This is a genomic window from Larkinella sp. VNQ87 (assembly GCF_049445795.1).
GTDB lineage: Bacteria > Bacteroidota > Bacteroidia > Cytophagales > Spirosomataceae > Larkinella.
On sequence record NZ_JBMSDT010000005.1, the window covers coordinates 316,515 to 339,137 of the forward strand.

The 22,623-nt window shown below is 54.8% G+C and carries 20 protein-coding genes and 1 riboswitch; of the genes, 8 read left to right on the plus strand and 12 right to left on the minus strand.

The features are described from left to right. Positions 1-59: 59 nt before the first annotated feature. Entirely contained in the window at positions 60-1,538 is a 1,479-nt protein-coding gene (locus ACO2Q8_RS10800) for a xylulokinase (protein WP_423344815.1), read from the plus strand. Between the two features lie 170 nt (positions 1,539-1,708). Next, positions 1,709-1,819, plus strand: a riboswitch (SAM riboswitch). A gap of 144 nt (positions 1,820-1,963) precedes the next feature. Here ACO2Q8_RS10800 and ACO2Q8_RS10805 read toward each other — a convergent pair. The 8 genes from ACO2Q8_RS10805 to ACO2Q8_RS10840 all read right to left on the minus strand — a co-directional run bounded on the left by ACO2Q8_RS10805 (position 1,964) and on the right by ACO2Q8_RS10840 (position 10,982). Continuing rightward, a complete protein-coding gene (locus ACO2Q8_RS10805; RefSeq protein WP_423344816.1) occupies positions 1,964-2,443 on the minus strand; it encodes a DUF6644 family protein in 480 nt (159 codons plus the stop codon). Continuing rightward, positions 2,443-2,799, minus strand: coding sequence for a DUF6152 family protein (locus tag ACO2Q8_RS10810; RefSeq protein WP_423344817.1), 357 nt, complete (start codon positions 2,797-2,799; stop codon positions 2,443-2,445). The genes ACO2Q8_RS10805 and ACO2Q8_RS10810 overlap by 1 nt, the downstream gene beginning before the upstream one ends. Before the next feature lie 99 nt (positions 2,800-2,898). Continuing rightward, positions 2,899-5,094, minus strand: coding sequence for a molybdopterin cofactor-binding domain-containing protein (locus ACO2Q8_RS10815; protein WP_423344818.1), 2,196 nt, complete (start codon positions 5,092-5,094; stop codon positions 2,899-2,901). Between the two features lie 17 nt (positions 5,095-5,111). Further along, positions 5,112-5,588 (minus strand): (2Fe-2S)-binding protein, encoded by a 477-nt coding sequence (locus ACO2Q8_RS10820; protein WP_423344819.1) that lies wholly within the window; start codon positions 5,586-5,588, stop codon positions 5,112-5,114. Positions 5,589-5,753: 165 nt separating this feature from the next. Further along, positions 5,754-6,518 (minus strand): carboxypeptidase-like regulatory domain-containing protein, encoded by a 765-nt coding sequence (locus ACO2Q8_RS10825; protein ID WP_423344820.1) that lies wholly within the window; start codon positions 6,516-6,518, stop codon positions 5,754-5,756. Positions 6,519-6,640: 122 nt separating this feature from the next. After that, positions 6,641-7,375, minus strand: a complete 735-nt coding sequence (locus ACO2Q8_RS10830) for an ABC transporter ATP-binding protein (RefSeq protein WP_423344821.1) — start codon at positions 7,373-7,375, stop codon at positions 6,641-6,643. A 30-nt stretch (positions 7,376-7,405) separates the two neighbouring features. Next, positions 7,406-7,906, minus strand: coding sequence for a hypothetical protein (locus ACO2Q8_RS10835; RefSeq protein WP_423344822.1), 501 nt, complete (start codon positions 7,904-7,906; stop codon positions 7,406-7,408). A 46-nt stretch (positions 7,907-7,952) separates the two neighbouring features. After that, positions 7,953-10,982 (minus strand): hypothetical protein, encoded by a 3,030-nt coding sequence (locus ACO2Q8_RS10840; protein ID WP_423344823.1) that lies wholly within the window; start codon positions 10,980-10,982, stop codon positions 7,953-7,955. A 396-nt stretch (positions 10,983-11,378) separates the two neighbouring features. Here ACO2Q8_RS10840 and atpD point away from each other — a divergent pair, with 396 nt between their 5' ends. Together atpD and atpC are read left to right on the plus strand one after the other, a co-directional pair. Then, positions 11,379-12,905, plus strand: a complete 1,527-nt coding sequence (atpD, locus tag ACO2Q8_RS10845) for a F0F1 ATP synthase subunit beta (RefSeq protein WP_423344824.1) — start codon at positions 11,379-11,381, stop codon at positions 12,903-12,905. Positions 12,906-12,995: 90 nt separating this feature from the next. Next, positions 12,996-13,244 carry an ATP synthase F1 subunit epsilon gene (atpC, locus tag ACO2Q8_RS10850; protein ID WP_423344825.1) on the plus strand — a complete coding sequence of 83 codons (249 nt, stop codon included), beginning with the start codon at positions 12,996-12,998 and terminating at the stop codon, positions 13,242-13,244. A gap of 82 nt (positions 13,245-13,326) precedes the next feature. Here the strand turns inward: atpC and ACO2Q8_RS10855 are convergent, their stop codons facing one another. Continuing rightward, on the minus strand, positions 13,327-14,268 hold the full coding sequence (locus ACO2Q8_RS10855; protein WP_423344826.1) for an NAD(P)-dependent alcohol dehydrogenase: 942 nt from the start codon (positions 14,266-14,268) through the stop codon (positions 13,327-13,329). A 252-nt stretch (positions 14,269-14,520) separates the two neighbouring features. Between ACO2Q8_RS10855 and ACO2Q8_RS10860 the strand changes: the two genes are divergently transcribed. Continuing rightward, positions 14,521-15,018 (plus strand): cupin domain-containing protein, encoded by a 498-nt coding sequence (locus ACO2Q8_RS10860; protein ID WP_423344827.1) that lies wholly within the window; start codon positions 14,521-14,523, stop codon positions 15,016-15,018. A gap of 7 nt (positions 15,019-15,025) precedes the next feature. Here the strand turns inward: ACO2Q8_RS10860 and ACO2Q8_RS10865 are convergent, their stop codons facing one another. The 3 genes from ACO2Q8_RS10865 to ACO2Q8_RS10875 form a co-directional block, all read right to left on the minus strand. Beyond that, positions 15,026-16,006 carry a helix-turn-helix transcriptional regulator gene (locus ACO2Q8_RS10865; RefSeq protein ID WP_423344828.1) on the minus strand — a complete coding sequence of 327 codons (981 nt, stop codon included), beginning with the start codon at positions 16,004-16,006 and terminating at the stop codon, positions 15,026-15,028. A gap of 102 nt (positions 16,007-16,108) precedes the next feature. Continuing rightward, a complete protein-coding gene (locus ACO2Q8_RS10870) occupies positions 16,109-17,632 on the minus strand; it encodes a S41 family peptidase (RefSeq protein WP_423344829.1) in 1,524 nt (507 codons plus the stop codon). Between the two features lie 67 nt (positions 17,633-17,699). Next, positions 17,700-18,053: a YraN family protein gene (locus ACO2Q8_RS10875; RefSeq protein WP_423344830.1), complete on the minus strand. Its 354-nt coding sequence runs from the start codon at positions 18,051-18,053 to the stop codon at positions 17,700-17,702. Between the two features lie 91 nt (positions 18,054-18,144). Between ACO2Q8_RS10875 and lipB the strand changes: the two genes are divergently transcribed. From lipB to rnr, 4 genes are all read left to right on the plus strand, one after another. Then, positions 18,145-18,891, plus strand: coding sequence for a lipoyl(octanoyl) transferase LipB (lipB, locus tag ACO2Q8_RS10880; protein WP_423344831.1), 747 nt, complete (start codon positions 18,145-18,147; stop codon positions 18,889-18,891). Between the two features lie 77 nt (positions 18,892-18,968). Further along, positions 18,969-19,382: a hypothetical protein gene (locus ACO2Q8_RS10885; RefSeq protein ID WP_423344832.1), complete on the plus strand. Its 414-nt coding sequence runs from the start codon at positions 18,969-18,971 to the stop codon at positions 19,380-19,382. A 21-nt stretch (positions 19,383-19,403) separates the two neighbouring features. Further along, entirely contained in the window at positions 19,404-20,135 is a 732-nt protein-coding gene (locus ACO2Q8_RS10890) for a 3'-5' exonuclease (RefSeq protein ID WP_423344833.1), read from the plus strand. Between the two features lie 122 nt (positions 20,136-20,257). Then, a complete protein-coding gene (gene rnr / locus ACO2Q8_RS10895; protein WP_423344834.1) occupies positions 20,258-22,603 on the plus strand; it encodes a ribonuclease R in 2,346 nt (781 codons plus the stop codon). Positions 22,604-22,623: the final 20 nt, after the last annotated feature.

Here is a 22,623-nt window from a genome sequence, read left to right on the forward strand (position 1 = left end):
TTGCCTAACTTCCCGCCACTGCGTACTTTGCAGCCGTTTTAAACTGAACCCCGCGTATAATGTACCTGCTTGGATTTGATGTTGGTAGTTCGTCGGTAAAAGCCTGTCTGCTCGAAGCCGAAACCGGAACGGTGGTAGCCTCCGCGTTTTTCCCCGAATCGGAAATGGCCATCGATGCCCCACAACCCGGTTTTGCCGAACAACACCCCGATTCGTGGTGGAAAAATGCTTGTCTGGCCTCCAAAACCGTCCTGGCGAAAGCAGGCGTAAAACCGGGCGACGTAAAAGCCATCGGAATTTCGTACCAGATGCACGGGCTGGTGGTGGTCGATAAATACCAGAACGTGCTGCGGCCGTCCATCATCTGGTGCGACAGTCGGGCGGTGCCCTACGGCGAAAAAGCCTTTGAAACCGTCGGGAGGACCAAAAGCCTGCAACACCTGCTCAACTCGCCGGGCAACTTCACGGCGGCCAAACTAGCCTGGGTGAAGGAAAACGAACCGGCGGTTTTCGGCAAAATCCACAAATTCATGCTGCCCGGCGATTACCTCGCCACCCGCATGACCGGCGAAATCGTGACGACACCCTCTGGCCTGTCGGAAGGTATTCTCTGGGACTTTCAGGACGGACAACCGGCTGATTTTCTGCTGGATTACTTCGGATTCGACCCCTCGCTCGTGGCCGACCTCAAACCGACGTTTTCGGTCCAGGGCGAACTCACGTCCAAAGCCGCTGAAGAACTGGGCCTGGCCGCCGGAACGCCGATTACGTACCGCGCGGGCGACCAGCCGAACAACGCTTTTTCGCTAAACGTGCTGGAACCCAACGAAATCGCGGCCACGGCCGGAACCTCGGGCGTCGTTTACGGCGTCAGCGATCAGGCGAAATATGACCCGCAATCGCGCGTAAACACCTTCCTGCACGTCAGCCACACGCCCGAAGCCCCGCGTTATGGCGTTCTCCTGTGCATCAACGGCACTGGCATTCTGAATAGCTGGCTAAGGAATCAGTTGCTGCGGGGTTCGGTGAGTTACGCCGACATGAACGATCTGGCCGCCCACGCGCCCGTCGGAGCCGATGGGCTAGTGTGCCTGCCGTTTGGAAACGGGGCCGAGCGCGTCCTCGAAAACCGCGATCCGGGCGCTTCGTTCCACGGGCTGCAACTGACGCGCCACGGCCTGCCCCACTGGATTCGGGCTGCGCAGGAAGGCATCGTGTTTGCGTTTTACTACGGCATTCAGGTCATGGAGCAGGTGGGTGTGGGCCTGAAAACCATCCGCGCCGGGGAGGCCAATATGTTCCTCAGTCCGCTTTTCCGCGACACACTAGCGAACCTGACCGGGGCCGAAATCCAGTTGTTCAACACCGACGGCGCGCAGGGAGCCGCTCGCGGGGCCGGTCTGGGACTCGGTATTTACAAAAACCGGGAGGAAGCGTTTGTCGGCCTGAAAGTCACCCGGACCATCGAACCCGACATGCGGGCGCAGGAAGCCTACCGAGGTGCCTATGGGAAGTGGCTCAGCGCGCTGAAAAGCTGATTTTAAACGGATTTACACAGATTAATAAAAATCCGTTTAATCCGTCCAATCCATGTTCCTACCTTTATTCTATAAAAAATATAGATTTAGTTTGGATATTAAAAAACGGCCCTGCATCTTTGCATCGTCATCTCAATTACTACACGTAGTTGTCCGGTACGCCGGTTCGAGATTTATACAGAAAGGGGGAGAGACAGGCTCGATGAACCCTTAGCAACTTTCCGACCGGTTTTGGAAGGAATCAGTGCTAACCTGCCTAAATGAATTAGGAACTATAAATTAACAACCATCATGAAAGCGCAAACTTCGTATCAGCGTTGTGATCCCGATCAGGACTGGCATTTAGCCCCGATCCGGTAATCCAAATGCTCAACCAGAAGGATAGCCAGCGCCCAGGTGCACTGGCTATCTTTTTTTTAGCCCTTTTAATACGCCAGCAGACGACCGCAGGCAATCGTGGCCAGCCAGACCACAATGGAGACAACGGCGGCAACCCGGGCCGCAAAAGGCGGTTTTTCGTTCGTCCAATCGGGTGTGTTTCGAAAGGTAATCCGGTGGAAAACCGCCACGTTGATGCCAGCAACCACAATCAGCAGAAGTTTCAGCCCGAACGTTGGATCTTGCCCCAGCGATTCGGCATTCGTCGTAAAGAGCAGAAAACCGGACGGCACCACCAGCCATAACCCCCGCCTTGACCACGGCAGGACGTGCGCAGCTACATCCGAAACCGGTATTTTTGGAGAAAAGCCCAGCAGACGGAGATCAAACATAAACGCGCCCCCCACCAGCAGCACAATCCCGATCAGGTGCAGGATCTCCAGACCGGGATAGAGCCAGTTTGCCTGCCGGATGGTGGCCGCCAGGGGAGTATTTTCCAGCCATTGTAACCACTCGACCGGAATCATTATTTCCGCATCTCGTATTTCTTGCCGTCGATGAACACCCGCTCGGCGCGCATTTCATCCTTGACGGTTTTGTGCGGATAACCCACAATGCGCAGCGACGTTCCTTTTTTGATCATCTCCGCCGAAACGCCCCGCTCCTGCATCCGGCTCGTCGGGGCCAGGTACACCAGCCAGGTTTTGTTCTTGTCTTTGATTCGGGCCGTCGCGTGCGGATTTTCGTATTTCGACTCCTCAATGGTTCCGGTGTAATCGAGGACTTTCGTCTGGTCGTAATCACCCCAACCGTGGTGCATCGGCGCAAAGGCAACGCCCAATAAAACGAACAAAGCAAGCGAACTTTTCTGTAGCAAGGTCATGATAAATTGAGTTTAGTGATTGAAAATGAATGCCTTGGAATAGAAATACTGGATACTGAGAATAAAGATGCTGGATGTAAGAACAGAAACTTGGATTTTCTATCTTTTCTCTATCTTAACTGGTAACTGCCGGATTCGCTGGCCGCTGGCCCGGTAAATGGCATTGACCAGAGCGGCTGCTGTTGGTCCCTGCGCGGCTTCCCCCGCTCCCAACGGTTTTTCGGTTGGGCGGTTGATAACCACCACCTCGGTTTCGGGCACATCGCTAAACCGGAAAATCGGATACGACACCCAATCCCGGCTACTGACGTGTTGCCGGTCGAACGTAACTTCTTCCTTCAACGTCCAGCTAGCGGCCTGAATCATCCCGCCCTCTGTCTGGTTTTTAATGCCATCGAGGTTAATGACTTCGCCGGCATCGATCACCGCCCAGAGCTTGCGAACCTGAACCACCCCGGTTTTTGGAGTTACCCCGACCAAAGCGGCTACTGCGCAGTATGCCGCCACATTTTTATACCGGGAAAACGCAAACCCGAGCCCCTCGCCGGGGGTGGGGCTTGTTGACTGAGTCAGTTTCTGAAGCTCTTTGACAACGGCTACCGCCCGTTCGTCGTCCAGATGGGTCAGCCGGAACGCCAGTGGCTCCTGCCCGGCTTTTTCGGCCAGTTCGTCCATGAACGATTCAATAGCAAACACGTTTCCGTAAGCGCCCAGGCTGCGCAGGGCCGAAACCCGCAGCGGTCCCTCAAAAAAATGGGCATCGACTTTCAGGTTCGGAATGGCATAATACGGCTCCGAATTGCGGTAAGCACCCCCGCTGTACCCGCCCGACGGTCGGGCAAACGGTTTTTCCAGCGAACGGGCGGCCAGCAGATTCCCCGGTTCTCCGCCCGGCCGGGTGCTGTGCGAATCCGACCAGAGCGCATACCGCCAGTGCGTAATCCGGCCCGACTGATCCAACCGGGCTTCGGCATCCAGGCGCATGGCGCTGCCGTAGGGCTCCCAGCCGTGCTCGTCGTCGCGTGACCATTGCAACCGGACGTGTTTTCCGGGATAAGCTATTGCCAGCAAAGCCGCGTCGGCGGCCACATCATCGGCGCCGTTGTGGCCGTAACAACCCGAGCCTGGTACGCCCACGACATGAACGGCGTCTTCGGTCAGATTCAGCATCTTTCGGATCGCGTCGCGGAGCGGATACACACCCTGGCTGTGGGTCCAGATGTGGAGTTTTTTATCCTGATACAAAGCCACAGCGCAGGAAGGACCGATGGAACCGTGCATATGATACGGTTTGAAATAGCTGGCTTTCAGTGCGCTGCCCATCGGTTTTGCGCCGTTTTTCCAATCACCGGTTTCTTTAATCGTCTGGGTCTTGGCCGGAACCTGTTTGATGTAGTCCGGCAACGGCTGATTGTCCGGCAGCGGTTTGGCGGCTTCCCATTTTGCCTGTTCCCGCGCCACCAATTGCGCCTGAACGGCTTCGTATTCTTCGGTTGCGATGATGCCCAGAAAATCACCATTGCGAACGGTTTTCAGGACACCGGGCACGGTTTTTTTCAAGGTCGCTTCGTTGAACGAACGAAGTTTAGCCCCGTAAGCCAGCGGTCGCACCACCCGAGCATGCACCATGCCCGGAAACCGCAAATCCTGCACGTACACCGGCTCGGCCCGCGCCATCCGTTCAATATCGGTTCGTGGAATGGGTTTGCCCACCCAGCGGTAGTCCGTTTTGGGTTTCAGTGCCACCGGTAGCCGGACTTCATCGGTTAATTGCTTGCCGTCGAGCAGTTGGGCGAATGAGAGCTGGTTTTCCCCGGTTTTCAATCGAACGTATCCGTCGGCCAGCGTAAGCTGATCGACCGGTTTGGTCCAGCGTTTCGACGCCATTTCCAGTAGCTTCTGCCGGGCGGCTGCGGCTGCGTACCGCACGGACATGGCACTGTTTTCGATGGAGCCACTTCCGGCGGTGTAGCCTTCGTGGGGTGTCCGGCCGGTTTCGGCCAGATGCACTTCGATCCGGCCCGGTTCCAGATCCAGTTCCTCAGCCGCAACCTGCGCGATGGCGGTTCGGATGCCTTGTCCCAATTCCAGTTTGCCGATCAGCACCCGAACCCGCCCGTCTTCCAGAACTTCCAGCCAGGCGTCAATCCGGGGTTGCTGTCGCAAAGGCCCCGGCAAGGCGTCCTGCAACGGCGGGTTTGGCGCGGCCGACAAGGGCTGGCATCCAAACGAAAAACCGATGGACAAGCACCCGGCGGTTTTCAGAAAGTTTCGGCGGGAAAGGGCGTTGGTCATAGCAGGAGAGCAAACGATTACGGATTCGACTCATTAGCGGCCTGGCGAATGGCCCGCAGCACCCGCGATTGGGTGCCGCAACGGCACAACACCCGTTGCATGCCCTGGCGGATGGCGGTTTCGTCGGGCTGCTTGTTTTCGGCCAGCAGGGCCGTGGCCGAAATGACCATGCCGTTCAGGCAGTAGCCACATTGGGCTGCTTGTTGCTCCACAAAAGCCCGCTGAACCGGACTCAGTTTGCCATCGGGCCGGGTCAGCCCTTCCAGCGTTACGATGGATTTGTCCCGAACGGTTTCCACCGGAACCAGACAACTCGGCATGGCTTTTCCGTTCAGCAGCACCATGCAGGCTCCGCACTGCTCCAGCCCGCAGCCGTATTTGGGGCCGTTTAGCCGGAGGTTATTCCGCAAAACATACAGCAGGGGAGTGGCCGGATCGACCTCGACGGTGTGCCGCTGGCGGTTTACTTCGATGGTTAGGGTTGCCTTCTTCATAGCGTTGGGATTAAACCATTGCCTGACAATCTAACAACCCAAAATCCGGGGATTTGTTGCCCCTCCGTACCCACGGACTTTAGTCCGTGTGAGCCCCTGTAACCTCTGAGCTGATATTAACTACTAGATCATAGCAGCTCACACGGACTAAAGTCCGTGGGTACGTTACCCTTTTTCTTGGGCCAGAAACTCTTTCAGGCAACCGCGAATGGCCACGATGAGGTCGTATTCGGTGGCATCCAGCACAAACGTTTCGGACAATTTACAGAACTTCATAAACGCCGTCAGACGCTCTTCCTTCAGATCGGTGATGCGCGAAATCCAAACCGGGTCCATGCGCGACTGGTAGCGTTTTTTATTCTGTTCAGCCTGACTGATTTGCAGGAGTTTGCGTTCATTTTTGGCCTCCCTGCTGAACTTACCGTACAGGGCCGAGATGGGACCTTTCAACGTTACTTTCGGAGCCAGGGTCTTGTAGTCGTAGCCCATGCGTCCCACGTTGCCGAGCGGGGTTCCGGCCAGTTCCGGGGCGGTTTTGATTTCGATGACCGGTTTTTCGGGCATGTTCAGCTTCAGAAATTCTTCCTTAAACCGGCTTTCAGTCCAGCCCTTGATGACAACTTCGTTCAGCATTTTCACTTCCTGAACCAGTTCCACGCGCAACTCCTGTTCGTCGGCCGGAACGACAAATTGAACGGTTTTATAGCCAATGCAGGAGATCAACAGGGTATCCTGCGGGGAAGCGGTGATCCGGAAATGCCCGGTTTCGGTACTCATGGTCGCCCGCCGGAGGGAGGTGTTTTGGACCGTGGCCGAGACGATGGGGTTGCCGTTGCTTTTGTCAGTAACCCAGCCACTCCGGATATCCTGCGCCCATCCGGTGAAAACCGTCAGGATCGAAAGCAACAAGAAGAGGAAAACCTTTTTCATACCATCCGGAAGCCATAGTCTTGATCTACACGCAAGCTAAGCCTTTTTTGGATAGCCGGATCGGATTTTAACATTTTTTAGGGTTCTGGCTCCGGTTCAAAACCACCCGTAAGCAAAGATGCTCAATGCTCGTCGGCGGTCTGGATAAAGGAGCGGGCTTTGCGGATGTTGGCGTTGGCATAGTCGACCTCGACCAGTCCGTCGCGTAGCCGGACGATGCGGTGGGCATACTCGGCAATGTCTTCTTCGTGCGTCACCATAATGACGGTATTGCCTTTGCTGTGGATCTGATCGAACAAATCCATGATCTCGTACGAGGTCTTGGTATCGAGGTTTCCGGTGGGTTCGTCGGCCAGCAGAATACTCGGATCGTTGACGAGCGCGCGCGCGACGGCCACGCGTTGCCGCTGCCCCCCCGACAATTCATTCGGGCGGTGCCCGGCGCGGTGATCCAGGCCTACACTTTTTAGAGCCTGCATGGCTTTTTCGGTGCGATCGGCTTTGCTGTAACCTGCGTAGATCAGCGGCAGGGCCACGTTTTCGAGCGAAGTCTGACGGGGCAGCAGGTTAAACGTCTGAAATACAAAGCCAATCTCCTTGTTCCGAACTTCGGCCAGCGCGTTTTCACTCATGTTACTAACGTCTTGTCCGTTCAGGATATACGTACCCGAAGTTGGCGTATCCAGGCAACCCACGATGTTCATCAACGTCGATTTACCCGAGCCCGACGGTCCCATAAACGCCACATATTCTCCCTTTTTGACCGTGATGGTCACCGATTTCAGGGCTTCGATGACTTCACTACCCATCACGTATCGTTTCGAGATGTCGCGGGTTTCGATGATGTTCTTGCTCATATTGAATGGGGCGTCCGTACGACACAGGGATTAGGATGCCGCTATTTTTCGTCTACGCAGAAAATAATTTCGGACAAACAAACCGGTCAGAATCAGCATCTCGGCATTGGGCCTTTCAGTCACCAGTTCAATGGTCCCTTCGTCGGCCAGAAACATCCGGGTTCGGTCATAATGGACAATTTCCCGCTCCGCATCCGACGGTGAATTCCCCGAAACCAGACTCCATTCGTGCATCATGAAGTTCTCACGACGCCAGATGTATTTTTCTCCGGTTTCCAACTGAACCGTAGCTCCGCCGAATCCCTCAAAATCAACCCGGCCGATGATGGTATTGTCCGCCTTTTTGTCGTGAATATTGACCGAATGCACCAGAAAACCGCGAACATCAAAAAAGATGTGTACGCCATTCAGGTGGGCATCGACATCCCGGGTCAGCAGATCGCGGTGCATTCCGCCCACCACCCGGTCGCCGTCCATGATAACCACCCGACGGCTGAAAGCTTCCTGAACCCAGTGCAGTTGCTTTTCCATAAACGAGTCGGTTAAATCCGAAAATAAGCTCCTAAACTTACTTAAATTATTGGAATGCCTCCCGCTCTTTTTCAATCAACGCACGTTTCGCCTGATAGCTTGCCAGAAATGCCTGATAATCGGCGGGCGAGGTGGCAATTCGCAACCGTGCCAGGCTCTCTTCGGCGTAGTCGGTCAGTCCCTGATCCAGGCAAAGCAGGGTGTACAGTTTCAGCAAACCGGGGTTTTGCTCATTGAGCGCGAGGGCTTCCAATACCTGATTATAGGCTTTTTCCGCTTTGCCGTTTTGCCGCTCGAAGGCAGCCGTTGCGGACACGATCTCCGCATGGAAGGGGGCCCGGTGAAGCGCTGCCTCATAAAATCGGCGGGCCTGAGCTACCTGCCGTTTGGCCTGATACGCCTGCGCCACCACAAAGTCTTTTTCGGCCTGAAAAGCCGGAACGACGGCTTGCCGGGCGTCGGCCAGCGTCTGGTCGGCTTGCCCCTGGGCGTTGCGCAGGCGCAGGTACGCGACCGTCATGGCCGATCCGGCATACGTGTTTAACCGGGCTTCCATCGGAATCTGTTCGTACCAGCCCTGGGCCATTGCCAGTTGATTAACCGCCAGATACCGTTTGGCCAGCGCCGAGGCCACCACCACCTTGAGGTTGTCATCCCGCAGGGCGGCATAGAGTGCCCGTTGTGCCCCCGGCTGATCGGATACTGGAGCATAGAGCAGCGCAAACGCCCGTTCGAGATCCGTAGCCGGTTGTTTCGTTCCGTACAAAACATCGCCCAACGATTGCACACCCGGATCGTTTTGCCCGGCGGTTTCCCAGAGCGGCCGGGCCAGCAACGGATCACCGGCTTTAGTCAGGGCCAGGGCCTGGTAATAGGTCGAAAGCGTATCGGTATTTTTGGCAAACAGGTCGGCAGCTTTGCGGTTGAGGCCCTGTTCCAGCATCCAAAGGCCGGTGACGGTGTTGTAGAATGGCCCGGTTCGCTGGTTGTCGGTGGCTAGCTGGTCGGTCAGTTCAAAAGCCGTGCGTTTGTTGGCGGTATAATAATTCGTCACGGCCCGCATAAACAGCAGGTCGTCGGTAAAATCCTGGTTGGCCGGATTCTGCTCCATGCGGCTGAGCACATTCAGCAAGGTTGTATCGGGTTTTCGATTGCGGATGGCGTAATTATACAAACGGGCAAACCGGCCCACGCTCAGCCCTTCGTCGGCCAGCGGACCCCCGAGCCAGTCGGGTTGCCGGATGGCTACACTGTCGGCGTTTGTTCGGAAAAAGGCTAAAGCCGCCCGGTTGGCTTCGTAGGATTCGTAGGAGCTGGCTTCGGAAGCCTGCGCCAGCGAGTCGAGCGAAACCAGCCGGGGGTTACGCGCCCAGAAGGCCAGCAGGTTCGTTTGTGGCACCTCATCGCGGGCGGTATTGCCGGTGGCGGCTGCCAGGTAATAGTAGGCCGAATCGGCCACGCTGGTTTTGGCGTACAGATAGCCCAGGTTGTTCTGCAACTCGCCGTTTTTCGGGAATGCCCGAATCCCGCGTTGCAGCATTTTGACGGCTTCGAAAAACAGATTGTCCTGCAACAGCACCGACGTCAGTCCGGCATACGCCTGCGGAGAGGGCTGTTTCAGCAACGCCTGCTGAAAGTAAAAAGCCGCCGTGACCTTATCGCCCTGCGTGAGCGCCAGCGAAGCCATGGCATAATTCGATTTGTGGTTCTGAAACTCGCTTTGCAGCGCCAGCCCGTAGTATTGCTCGGCGACCCGCACCTCACCCGCAGCCGCGTGAAAATCGCCGACGGTGTTGAAATACCCGGCGGTAGCCTGATTGAGTGGAAAGAAATTCTCCAGACCAAAAATCACGGCCGTCAGCACGGCGGCCACCAGGCGGGTTTGCAGGAGCGAGAACCGGGTCGGTTTGTAGAGCACCTTATAAACCGGCAACGCCTGGCGGTAGAGCGGCAGAAAGTTATAAACCGTGTACAGCACAAAGACTATCCCTACGGCCAAATGGGTATACACAATGATGTCTTCCAGCGCTTCGACCAGCGGATCATTGGCCGAGGCAAAGGCGAAGGCAATCGTCAGCGTTGTGATCAGACCCAGACCCAGGTACAGAAACGCCCCGGCATCGTGAAAAGACAGGAAGTTGTCACTCTGCCGGATTTGCTGCCGGAAGCCCCAAAGCCCCAGGATTAGTGAAATCAGAAAGAGGATAAACGGGCTGATGACGACCGGATTCCAGCTAATGGTTTTGGTGTTACTGAGCCAGATTAACAGCAGATTTGCCAGGTACAGCACGCTGATGATCAAAAAGTTGCCTAAGCCCAACGGACGCCCGGAACCGTCGCTGCGGTTGTTGCGAGCTACAGACGTGACGTAGACCAGGGCCGCAATGATTTCGGCCGAAATCCAGAAAATAAAGCCCAGCGACAGCACCAGCAAGCCCGGAAGTGCGTAGGCAATGAACGCCAGCGCCGGTTCGGGTTGTTCGGCCAGTCGATCGACGACCAGCCAGCCCGGCAGCATCAGTCCGGCAAAAACCAGGAGCCGCATAGGCAGCGAGATATCGATTCGGAATGCGTGAAAATAATAGCTCACCAGGCCCAGCACCAGCACGACCACCAGAAACGGCAGTCGTCCGTCCAGGGATGTGCCTAAAAAACCAGGTAGTTGTAACACTTCGAGCCGAAACGTGGCAATCAGCACAATCAGCACGCCCATCGCAATCAGGTAACACCAGCGCGGAAGCCGGGAAACCGACGCCAGCACAAAGGCAAAACCGGCGCAAACACCGAGCGTCACCAGCCGGGCAGCCAGCCCATTAATCTGCATCACGGAGGCCACAAACTGTTCCGTGACGATGTAGGATTTGCCCGGTATCGAATAATCAAACAAACCATCGGTAAAGGTGCCGATCGAAGCCGGAAGTTCGGTGAGTTCACTCAGCACATCCCAGCGTACCACATTTTGCAGGCCGAGCATCCAGGCCCAGACCATGCCCACCATCGCTGCCACGAACAACACCAGGCCCGTCCAGTAGGCCGTTTGGTGGCCCGTATTCCAATGTTTCCAGAAAAAAAGCATAGATCAATGACAAACCGGCCCTATTGGTTTCAACCGGCCGATTGGGTTACTACTAGCAACGTTGCCGACGGTCAGTTAGTGTTTGATGACGGGCCAATCCGGCAAAACCGTCCAGATGATTAGTAGCCCGCTAAATTCCGAAAAACAATCGGAATGTTTGGCAGAAGCACAGACCCGCGTCTCTTTGATCTACAAATCAGGCCCGTTCAGGCTGAAAATCTTTGTTTTGTACAAACGTCCGGGAAGTGCGTCAAATTCGCGAACTACTTGGAACAAAAACCATTTCGGTCCTGAAATCTTAAAAATAGATGAAAAGGCAACTTGGGTTTAAGCAAATTATCCCCTAATTTTGCGGTCGCATTTAATACGCCTACTAAAATTTCTCAACTTCATAGCATGACAACTGCAACAGCAACGAATACGGGCAAAGTTACGCAAGTAATTGGCCCGGTTGTTGACGTGAGTTTTGAGGGCGAAGGGTCGCGCCTACCGGCGATTCTGGACGCTCTGGAAGTCACGAAAGCCAATGGCCAAAAAGTGATCCTGGAGTGCCAGCAGCACCTCGGCGAAGACCGGGTTCGTACCATCTCGATGGATGCCACCGAAGGACTCGAGCGCGGGATGACCGTCGTTCACCTGGGCAACCAGATCACGATGCCGACGGGCGACGGAATTCGCGGACGGTTGTTCAACGTCGTGGGAACGGCCATCGACGGGATTCCCCAACCTCAAAGCACCGGCGGTTTGCCCATTCACCGGGCCGCTCCGAAGTTCGAAGACCTCGCTACCTCGACCGAAGTTCTTTTCACCGGGATTAAGGTTATCGACCTGCTCGAACCGTATGCCAAAGGGGGTAAGATCGGTCTGTTCGGGGGTGCCGGTGTAGGAAAAACCGTATTGATCCAGGAATTGATCAACAACATTGCCAAGGCGTATTCCGGTCTTTCGGTATTTGCCGGTGTAGGGGAGCGGACCCGCGAAGGGAACGACCTGCTGCGCGAAATGATCGAAGCCGGGATTATTAAATACGGCGAGAACTTCAAACACTCGATGGAAGAAGGCGGCTGGGATTTGTCGAAAGTCGATCCGGACGAGCTGAAAGAGAGCCAGGCTACCTTTATCTTCGGTCAGATGAACGAACCTCCCGGAGCCCGTGCCCGCGTTGCCCTGTCGGGTCTGACGATTGCCGAGCACTTCCGCGACGGTGACGGAACGGGACAAGGCCGTGATATTCTGTTCTTTATCGATAATATTTTCCGGTTTACGCAGGCCGGTTCGGAAGTATCGGCGCTCTTGGGCCGGATGCCGTCGGCCGTAGGGTACCAGCCCACGCTGGCCACCGAGATGGGTTCCATGCAGGAGCGGATTACGTCAACCAAACGCGGTTCGATTACGTCGGTTCAGGCGGTTTACGTACCGGCCGATGACTTGACTGACCCGGCCCCGGCCACGACCTTTGCCCACTTGGATGCCACGACGGTATTGAGCCGGAAAATTGCCGAGCTGGGTATCTACCCGGCCGTGGACCCGCTGGATTCAACCTCCCGGATTCTGACCGCCGAGGTCGTGGGGGATGAGCACTACAACACCGCCCAGCGCGTGAAAGAGATTCTGCAACGCTACAAAGAATTGCAGGACATCATCGCCATCCTCGGGATGGAAGAACTTTCGGAAGAAGATAAGCTGACCGTAAGCCGGGCCCGCCGGGTGCAACGCTTCCTGTCGCAGCCGTTCCACGTGGCCGAGCAGTTTACCGGTTTGAAAGGCGTACTGGTTCCGATTGAAGAAACCATCCGGGGCTTCAACGAAATCATCGACGGGAAATGGGATCACCTGCCCGAAGCGGCTTTCAACCTGGTCGGAACAATCGACGACGCAGCCGCCAAAGGTGAGCGTCTAATGCGTGAAGCCGCAAATAAATAGATATTGATCGTTTAAGGCTTGAGATTTAACATTTAAGGCGCTGGCGCTGAGACGTTAAACCTCAAACCTTAAACTTTAAACGATAAAAAAATGCATTTGGAGATCATTACACCGGATCGGAAGGTGTTCACCGGCGAAGCCACGGCGGTGACGTTTCCGGGCACGGAAGGGCAGTTTCAAGTTCTGAACGACCACGCACCCATCGTCAGCACCCTGGCGCGGGGGCCGGTTACGATTGCCACCGGTGCCGGAACGCAGACGTTTACCGTCGACGGCGGTGTGGTGGAAGTCCTGAATAACAAGGTGCTGGTGCTGGCCGAAGCGGTTATTGCCGCTTAACCACCGATTCGCCTGAAGAACTGGAAGGGCAGGTCTGCAAAGACTTGCCTTTTTTGTTTGTTTTCAGCTGCTACGTTTACCCTCAATCAAGCACAATCACCGATTTCCCAATCCCTTTCCCCCGGCGCACTTCGCGATAGGCGTCCCGGACGTTGGTGAGGGAATAGATCTTATCCAGCACGATTTGCAGGCCCTCTTCAGTCAGCTTCGCTAAAGTCGTGAACCCGTCAACGGTCGGTTTCAGAATCAAAACCCTCCGTTTTTGCCCGGAAAAGAAATTGTTGATGAACGCAGAAAGGAGCGTCAGCGGGGAAGGCAACGTACTGACAAAGACGGCTTTGGGTTTCATCAGGCGCTTGGCCTCCGTAAAGGAAAGCTTGGTGGATAGGTCAATCACGGCGTCGAAGCGTTGGTTGAGCAGCTTGATCGGTTGCTTCGTGTAATCAACGACGGTGTCCGCGCCCCATTGCCGGGCTTCAACAACACCTTTCGTGCTGACAACCGCCGTTACCCGGGCACCGCGTTTTTTAGCCATCTGCACGGCAATTACGCCAATGCCACCGGTAGCGCCGTTGATCAATACGTCCTGGTTCGGCCCCACAGCGGCCAGTTGATCCATGATCTGGAGGGCGGACAGGCCGGTTACGGGCAGGGCGGCTGCCTGCTCAAACGAGACATTGGCCGGTTTTAGGACAAGATCGGTCTCTTTAACGGCAATGTAGTCAGCCAAAGCTCCGCCTTTGAATGCGTCTAGTAAGCCCATGACCGCATCCCCCGCCTTGAAACGGGTAACGGCGAGGCCGGTTTGTTCAACAATACCCGAAAAATCGATGCCCACCGATTTCGGAAATTTAGAACCCGACATCAATTTCATTTCGCCACCGTATATCTTCCAATCCAGGGGATTGATCGAAACCGCTTTGACGCGGATCAGCAGTTGATCCTTTTCAATCGTAGGCACCGCCTGCTCGCTTAGTTCCAGTACGCTTTCGTCGCCGAACTGGCTATAAATTACTTTTTTCATGTTGATTTCGCTGTTAAGCCGTGTGTTTGAAGGATTACACGGCAAAGGTGGCCCTTCTAACGAACGGTAAATAGCGCAAAAAGCCGGAAAAACAGTCGAATCCGACAAGGCGGGCTTCCCGAACTAGCGGGCAAGGCGGTTGGGGTGGAAAGATCATGCCGGTTTGTCCGATCGGACTGATTTGTTGTCTCATTTGAATAGTTTTCAGCCAGGCGTCGTTCTAGTTTTGTGGTGTACTTTAAATCAACCCCAATGGAAAATCATAAAAAACCGCTCACGGTAAGCCCTGAGGAGGGAAATAGTGTTTCGGTGGCTGGGAGCACCTACCGGATTCTGGTTCGCGGAAAAGACACGGGAAATGCGTTCGCTACGATTGACATGCTTGTTCCGCCCGGCGGTGGACCCGGACCACATGCGCACGCGGATTTTGAAGAATCTTTTTACGTGATCGACGGTGAAATCGAGGTGAAATCCGAATTTGGTACGTATGTGGCGACCAAAGGAACGTTCATCAACATTCCGAAAGGCGGAGTGGTACACGGTTTCAAGAATAAGACGCAGCAAACAGCCCATCTGCTTTGCACCGTGGTCCCGGCTGGTCTGGAATCGTTCTTTGAGGAGATTGGTCAACCCGTTGCCGCCGGTCAGTTCCTGCCTCCGCCCCAGTTGGACGCGGCCACGATCAAAAAGCTACAAGCCATCGCCGAAACGTACGGTCAGCAGGTTTTTCCGCCCGATTATCTGGGCTAAACCGGAGTTACGTATACGAATAACGCTTCGGATTGAGTCCGTAATGCTTTTCAAACAACCGGCTGAAGTGGCTCAGGTTGGAAAACCCCAGCTCATAGCCCACCTCGCCGACGGAATGTTTGCCCTGTTTCAGCAGGAAGGCGGCTTCTTCCATGCGGGCTTGCTGATAGTAATTGTAGATGGTGGCGCCAAACGTTTGCTTGAAAAGGTATTTTAATTTTGTCTCGCTCATGGCGGCCAATTGGGCCAGTTCGCGGATGACCGGCGGCACGCTCAGGTCGCGAATGATCGCGTTGCGTATCGATAAAAGTCGTTCAGCGTCGGCGCTGTTGATGGTTTGGTGAACGGCGCTCTCCCGTAAAGACAGTTTATGAAAAACCAGGTAGAGCAGTTCCTGCACCTTGATCTGCATGTAGAAGTGGCTCAGGCGATCATTCATGTCTACGGCGGCCATGTTTTTAAGCAAGAGCTTGGTCTCGGCTTCCATGCGTTCGAAGAAAAGAAAGGAATTTCCGCTGCCGGTAATGGTTTGAAGCACCGAATTGGGCTCGCTGGCGGATAATAATTCCTTCAAGCGGGGCGGTTTTATAGCGACAACCACATACTGAATCTGTTGATGGGCGGGGAAACGTAAGGTAGAGCTGAGGTCGTTGGACGTAACCTGGATGGCCGACTCATCACGCTGCGAAAACAGGACCTGGGTATTGTTATTGTAAGCAATCTCAAGCGCCTGCTCGTTATTATAAAAAAAGACGGTGATCAGGTCATTTCCCTGGCCGGAGGTATTGCGTTTAACGATCAAATCTTCCTTGAGCAAATACCGGTGGATCGTGATCTTGAAGTCCGGTCCGAATCCTACCTTGCGAATGTAGCCCTGTCCCAGATGCTCCGGTATCACCAGCAGGCCATTCTGGACCGTTGCCTGGATGTGACGGGCAAAGTACGTGATAAAGTCAAAATCGGGGGTCGCGGAAAAGCTGAAGATCATGACGGCAGGTCCGTTGGTCAGTGACGTTCACCAATAGTGTCTACTTTCAAATGCAGAATTATCCAAGCGCACTGGCCGGACGTTTCCTGCTGGTCAATTTCGTCACCGCGCTGTCATTTTCCGCTTGCCTTCCTGGATGAGTTCCAGGGCTTTTTCCATGTCCAGATCGCGCTGCTTGATGCGGTCCTGAACGGTGTAGTCAACCGGATAGTCGGGCATAACGCCCCGGCCCTGGTCGGGGTTGCGGCTGGCCGTGGCAATCCAGAAAACCGGGAACCGGACGCGCAGCCTCGTTTCGGGCAGGGTCAAAGTCTGAATAATGCCGCCGTTGCAACCCGCTTCGCCCCCGCCGGTTTCCTGACCGATGATCGTGACGGGTCGTTGCGCCTTCAGGCTGGCCGTAAAAATGGAAGCCGCCGAGAAAGTCCGGCCACTGGTCAGGACGTATACTTTCCCGCTGTAGCGGTGTTCGGAAGCCGGTTTGTTCCAGCCGACGTTGGATTTGCCAAACTGATACCGTCCCCCTTCGATTTTCATAAACCGGAAATTCTGCCGCAATACCCGTTTTTCTTTCCGGTCGAAATACGAACAGGCATTCGGTCGGCGGACGCGGCATTCGGCCCGGTCAACTTGCCGGAAATCGGATTTCATCAGGTAAGACATCAAATCCGAGCCGATTTCGGCGTTGCCACCGGTATTTTGCCGCAGGTCAATGACCAAATCCTGTACTTTCAGCTTCTCCAGGGTTTCAAAAACCTCCCGGTGATACGATTGATACCGGTCATACCCAAAACTGTTGATGATTAGCGCAGCCGCGGTCGAATCGCTGTTCAGAAAGTGCAGCGACCGGATGAGTTGCAGTTTCGCATCGTCATCGAAAGAGGTTTCGGTTTTATGACGGCTTTTTTTACTCCGTTTGACGGTGGCCGGAGCGGGTGCCGTCGGAATGTCGCGGGCGTTCACCGGCCGTCGGCGCACGGTGGTAACCCGCTCGGCACTGGTGGTGTCGCGAACCGTCAGGGTCCAGGGGGAACGACCACCAAAATGACGCCAGTAGGTTTCTTCGAGGTGATAGAGTTCCAGGAAATAATTCTTGAACGTCTGGTTATAACCGTCGGAAGGCCAGCGGTCGCGGGCGGCCTGGATGATGTCTTTAACGGAATGATTGCCCAGCTTCAACACTTCCGTACCGCAAACCAGCGAAGAGTCGGTGCTACGGTTGCGTCCGATAAAGAGCCGGTCGTTTTGCAAAATAATATCGAACGGTAGCCACTCCGGTTGCGGTTTTCGGCCCGAACGGCTTGCATAAAGCGATTCCTGCACGTCGGTATGCCCGCAGCGAATCCGGACGATCAGCGGCCGGAGCAATTCGCGAAACTCCACCTCAGTCATGGGGCGGTAGAGCTGACGGGCTACTTCGTCGAAATTCCGGTCCATCTCCTCGCGCGTTGCGTACCGATACAGGCTCGGATGGCGCTCTTCCAGCGTCTTCCGAAGCACCGCAAAGTCGCTCCGCAACTGCTCGACCGTATACACCCGGGGGCGGTAAGTCGCTTTTTTCGGATGGGTCGGAAAACAATAAGCCGTGCTGACGGTCAACGCCATCAGCAGCACGAGGAAACGCATACTGTTTTGCAAAATGAAACCAATCATTCTATTCCCGAAACTAACTTTTTTTTTATGGGAAACAAAATTAGTAGAAAGCGTCTTCCAGGTGCCTGACAACCACTTCGTCGGGTAATACCGTCACGGCGACAATATCAAATCGTACGTCGTAGGGCCAGTCTTTGCTAAAAATATAGTGTTCGGCGGCTTTCATGATCAGCCGGGCCTTGGTATACGTGACAAATTCCTCGGGATTGCCAAACCGGGTACTGCTGCGCGTCTTGACTTCGACGAAAACCAATAGTTTACCTTTTTGCGCGATCAGGTCAATTTCCGCGTGTTGGTACCGGTAATTTCGTTCTAAAACCTGGTAGCCTTTCTCTTGCAGGTAGCGGACGGCCTCGTCTTCGCCCTGCTTGCCGGTATCGTTGTGCTGTGCCATAAACGGTTTTTCTCCTTAGACGCAAAACCGTTGAAATGGATACGAACGAAAACACCCGGTTTTGGTGTTTTTTCCCTAAGGATTAGCCAAAATGAATCATCATTGCAATAAACAGGTACAGGTGCAGCACCTGGGAATTATTGATTATCAGACTGCCTGGGACCATCAGGAGCAATTGTTGGCCGATATTGTTGCCACCAAAATAGCGAACCGGAACCAGCCCTCTAACCAGCAGGTCCTGACGTCCAATCACCTGTTATTTTGCGAACACCCGCACGTATATACACTCGGGAAAAGTGGCAAGGAAGGCAATTTGCTGGTGGATGAAGCCGGTTTGCGGACCCTTGGTGCAACGTATTACAAGATCAACCGGGGGGGCGATATCACCTACCACGGCCCGGGGCAGTTGGTGGGCTATCCGATTCTGGACCTTGATAATTTTTTTACGGACATTCACCGGTACATGCGCCTGCTGGAAGAAGCCATCATCCGAACGCTGGCCGAGTACGGACTCGATGCGGGCCGGATCGACGGGTTGACGGGCGTGTGGCTGGGCTATGATCTGGAAAAAAAACAATCCAACGGCCCCCGAAAAATTTGTGCGATGGGCGTTAAAGCGAGCCGTTGGGTAACCATGCACGGTTTTGCCTTGAACGTGAACACGGATTTGAGTTACTTTAATTACATTGTGCCCTGCGGGATTGACGACAAAGCCGTCACGTCGATGCAGGCCGAACTGGGCCGGGCGGTGCCGCTTTCGGACGTGACCGAGCGTGTCAGTTACCACTTGGCTGATTTATTTGACATGGAGTTAACCAAAAGTACCCACGGACTTTAGTCCGTGTGAGCTGCTTTCACCAGATAGATAGGGTTAACTCAAAAAACACGGACTAAAGTCCGTGGGTACGTTAGAGAATGAAGAGAGATATTTCGTTTTTGCCCGTAGAAGGCGTTCAGGTGGTGGTGGCACGGAAACTGACCGAGTTGAATCAGTACGATTGGCAGGTGTACCTGATCAATCAGAACGAAGTCAGCATCCGGAACGTCTTCGTGACCTCAAAAGGCTACGGTTTTCTGGATCAGAGCCAACAGCAGTCGCAGACGACCTCGACGCTGCGGCACTTTTTTGCGGAACTACAACCCGGTGAGCACGTGGTGGTTGAAACCATCATGCCGGATGTGTTTCATTTAAATAACCAATATTGGGTCAGTTACTACATTGGCGACCAGATTTTTGACAAAAAGTTTATCTTCGTGCCTGACAGCATCACCGAACAGAACCTGATTCAAATCCACGAATTGGGGCTGGAAGGGATCTTACACGCCTGATTCTTTTGTCATCATTCATTTATGGCCGCATCCTGGAAAAAACGACTCAAAAACCTGCTTTTTATTGATATAAAAACCGTTGCCGGCGCTCCTTCCTATAACGACCTGGACGAACGAATCCGGCAACAATGGGGACAGAAAGTGTCCTATTTCCAGAATGAAGAAAACTGGTCGGTCGCCAAATGGTACGATAACCGGGCCTCCTACTACGCCGAATACGGCCGGATTGTCTGCATCGGCATCGGCGGCTTGTATTGGGACGATGACGACAATATCTTCCTGAAAGTCAAAACGCTGGCGAACGACGACGAGGAAGCGCTGTTGGGCGAATTCATCAACATTATTGAGAAATACCCGACTAACGAGCTGATCCTTTGCGCTCACAACGGCAAGGAGTTCGACTATCCGTATCTGTGCCGCCGGATGCTGGTGCATGGCCACCAACTCCCGGCTACGCTGCGGCTGTCGGGGCGCAAACCCTGGGACATCCCGCACCAGGACGTGCTCGAAATGTGGCGGTTTGGCGACAGCCGCCATTTCGTACCGCTGGATTTGCTGGCGGCCGTGCTGAACCTGCCTACCCAGCCGCTCGAACTGACCGGCGACCAAACCAGTTTAGTGTATTACCAGAAGCAGGGCATGGCAAAGGTGCGCGAATACGCCCGCTCGTCCATCGTGACGCTCGTGCAGGTTTACCTCCGGCTGCTGGGCGCCCCGCTGGTAGAGGACCAACGCATCACGCGACTGGAATAATTTTTAGGGGTTGTTACACAGGGTTAATCAGAGAAAATCAGGGTTCATCAAAGTATTTCTCCGATTAACTCTGATACTCCCTGATCAACCCTGTGTAACAACCCTTCACCCAAGAAAAACACATGAGAAATAACCGAAATAAACCACGAGAAAACCACAGCCGGCGCAGCCCGGTGCAGTCGGCGCATTCGTTTCTCGACGAAATGAAGAACGACATTGCGGCTTTCTTCGAAATCAATAGCAAAGAATCGTTTTCCCAGGCCGCTGTGCTCGATAACTTCGACGTTCAGGACCGGAAAATGAAACTGATTACCCACGGTCTGATTGGCGAATTGACCGACGAAGGCGTCCTGACCCGCCATACGGACGGCACCTACCAGTTTAACGAAGACGACCGGACTGTTGAAGGAACCGTCGATCACGTAAATCCCCGGTTTGCGTTCGTCAGTACCGGTTCGGGCGACCGCGACGACGATGTGTACGTCAGCACCGACGACCTCAACGGAGCCGTCGACGGGGATAAGGTAAAAGTGGTTCGGCTGAGCGGTTCGCGCGGTTCGCAGGGCCGTAGCCGCCGGGTGGAAGGCCGGGTCACCGAGATTGTCGAACGGGGCCGGTCGGAGCTGGTTGGCCGGATTGCGACCTGGCCGAATTATGGGCAGGTGATTCCCGATAGCAAGAAGCTTTACGAGGAAATTTATGTGCCGAAGGATAAACTGGGCGAGGCCAAAGACGGCGATAAAGTTATCGTTCGGATGACCCGGTTTCCCGACGGTCGGCACCGGCCCGAAGGCGAGGTGATTTCCGTTTTGGGAAAAGCCGGGGAGAACAACACCGAAATGCACGCCATTCTGGCCGAATTCGGCTTGCCGATTTACTTCCCGGAGGCCGTCGAGCAGGAATCGGAGCGGATTTCAGAGCAAATTCCGGACGAAGAAATTCAGAAACGGCGCGACATGCGCGGGGTAACGACATTTACGATCGACCCCGAAGACGCCAAGGATTTTGACGATGCGCTGTCGGTTCAGATCCTCGACAACGGCAACTACGAAATTGGCGTCCACATTGCGGACGTGACGCATTACATCCGGCTCGGTACGGCGCTGGAAGACGAAGCGTTTAAACGCGGCACCTCGGTTTACCTCGTAGACCGCGTGGTGCCGATGCTGCCCGAAAAACTGTCGAACAACCTCTGTTCGCTGCGACCGAATGAGGACAAGCTGACGTTTTCGGCGGTTTTTGAAATGACGCCTGATGCCAAGGTCAAGAAAGAATGGTTCGGCCGGACGGTGATTCACTCCGACCGCCGGTTTGCGTACGAAGAAGCGCAGGACGTGGTCGATAGTGGGCAGGGCGATTACCTGGAAGAACTGCGGCTGCTGAACGAACTGGCGTTTAAGCTGCGCGACGAGCGGTTTCGGCACGGGGCGATCAATTTTGAAACCGTCGAAGTGAAGTTCAAACTGGACGAAAACGGTGTTCCGTTGTCGGTATACCCCAAAGTTCGGAAAGACGCTCACAAGCTGATCGAGGAGTTTATGTTGCTGGCTAACAAGCGGGTAGCCGAATTTGTACACGGGTTGTCGCGCGGGGATCACCCGAACGTGATGGTGTACCGCGTTCACGATTCGCCGGATTTCGAGAAGCTCCGGACGTTTGCCACGTTCGCCGGGAAGTTTGGGTACAAACTTAAGGTCGATAGCGAGAAAGAGCTGTCGAAGTCGTTCAATACGATGATGGATAGCCTGGAAGGGCAGCCGGAGCAGAACGCTTTGCAGCAACTCGCCATTCGGACGATGGCCAAAGCCCGCTACAGCACCGAGGACATCGGGCACTTCGGGCTGGCGTTCCGGCGGTATTCGCACTTTACGTCGCCGATCCGACGCTACCCCGACATGATGGCGCACCGGCTGTTGCAGCATTACCTGGACGGCGGCAAATCGGTCGATAAAGAGGAGTACGAAGCCCGCTGCAAACAGGCGTCCGACCGCGAGCGCGTGGCCGTGGAGGCCGAACGGGCGTCGATCAAGTACAAGCAGGTCGAATTCATGAACCGCATGGACCGCGACCAGGAGTTTGCGGGGATCATCACGGGTGTGACGGATTTTGGAATGTTTGTGGAAATTACCGAAACCAGCGCTGAAGGACTCGTCCGGATGACCGACCTGGAAGACGATTTCTACGAATTCGACAAAGACAACTACCGGCTGATCGGCAAGCGGAACAAGCGCATTTTCGCGTTCGGCGATGCCGTGACGGTTCGCGTCAAAGAGGCTAATCTGGCCCGCCGGAGTCTGGATTTGTGGCTGGTCGATGACAAAGGCCCGGTCAAACTGGCGCTCAAAAACCGCCTGACCCGCCGGAGTAGTCCCGATGGGGAAAACCGGTCGGCCCGGCGGTCGGGCGGCTCATCCGCTGGCAAACGGGGGAAAACCGTTAAAGAACCAAAAACGAAAAAACGGCGATAATCATCCTGGCCCACGGTTTC

Coding starts and splice junctions, on each gene's coding strand:
- ACO2Q8_RS10820 (WP_423344819.1), bottom strand. CDS start 5,588: ATGAAGAAGGCAACCCTAACCATCGAAGTAAACCGCCAGCGGCACACC.
- ACO2Q8_RS10855 (WP_423344826.1), bottom strand. CDS start 14,268: ATGAAAAAAGTAATTTATAGCCAGTTCGGCGACGAAAGCGTACTGGAA.
- rnr (WP_423344834.1), top strand. CDS start 20,258: ATGAGAAATAACCGAAATAAACCACGAGAAAACCACAGCCGGCGCAGC.
- ACO2Q8_RS10825 (WP_423344820.1), bottom strand. CDS start 6,518: ATGAAAAAGGTTTTCCTCTTCTTGTTGCTTTCGATCCTGACGGTTTTC.
- ACO2Q8_RS10800 (WP_423344815.1), top strand. CDS start 60: ATGTACCTGCTTGGATTTGATGTTGGTAGTTCGTCGGTAAAAGCCTGT.
- ACO2Q8_RS10815 (WP_423344818.1), bottom strand. CDS start 5,094: ATGACCAACGCCCTTTCCCGCCGAAACTTTCTGAAAACCGCCGGGTGC.
- ACO2Q8_RS10840 (WP_423344823.1), bottom strand. CDS start 10,982: ATGCTTTTTTTCTGGAAACATTGGAATACGGGCCACCAAACGGCCTAC.
- lipB (WP_423344831.1), top strand. CDS start 18,145: ATGAATCATCATTGCAATAAACAGGTACAGGTGCAGCACCTGGGAATT.
- atpD (WP_423344824.1), top strand. CDS start 11,379: ATGACAACTGCAACAGCAACGAATACGGGCAAAGTTACGCAAGTAATT.
- ACO2Q8_RS10885 (WP_423344832.1), top strand. CDS start 18,969: ATGAAGAGAGATATTTCGTTTTTGCCCGTAGAAGGCGTTCAGGTGGTG.
- ACO2Q8_RS10865 (WP_423344828.1), bottom strand. CDS start 16,006: ATGATCTTCAGCTTTTCCGCGACCCCCGATTTTGACTTTATCACGTAC.
- ACO2Q8_RS10835 (WP_423344822.1), bottom strand. CDS start 7,906: ATGGAAAAGCAACTGCACTGGGTTCAGGAAGCTTTCAGCCGTCGGGTG.
- ACO2Q8_RS10830 (WP_423344821.1), bottom strand. CDS start 7,375: ATGAGCAAGAACATCATCGAAACCCGCGACATCTCGAAACGATACGTG.
- ACO2Q8_RS10875 (WP_423344830.1), bottom strand. CDS start 18,053: ATGGCACAGCACAACGATACCGGCAAGCAGGGCGAAGACGAGGCCGTC.
- ACO2Q8_RS10870 (WP_423344829.1), bottom strand. CDS start 17,632: ATGCGTTTCCTCGTGCTGCTGATGGCGTTGACCGTCAGCACGGCTTAT.
- ACO2Q8_RS10890 (WP_423344833.1), top strand. CDS start 19,404: ATGGCCGCATCCTGGAAAAAACGACTCAAAAACCTGCTTTTTATTGAT.
- ACO2Q8_RS10810 (WP_423344817.1), bottom strand. CDS start 2,799: ATGACCTTGCTACAGAAAAGTTCGCTTGCTTTGTTCGTTTTATTGGGC.
- atpC (WP_423344825.1), top strand. CDS start 12,996: ATGCATTTGGAGATCATTACACCGGATCGGAAGGTGTTCACCGGCGAA.
- ACO2Q8_RS10805 (WP_423344816.1), bottom strand. CDS start 2,443: ATGATTCCGGTCGAGTGGTTACAATGGCTGGAAAATACTCCCCTGGCG.
- ACO2Q8_RS10860 (WP_423344827.1), top strand. CDS start 14,521: ATGGAAAATCATAAAAAACCGCTCACGGTAAGCCCTGAGGAGGGAAAT.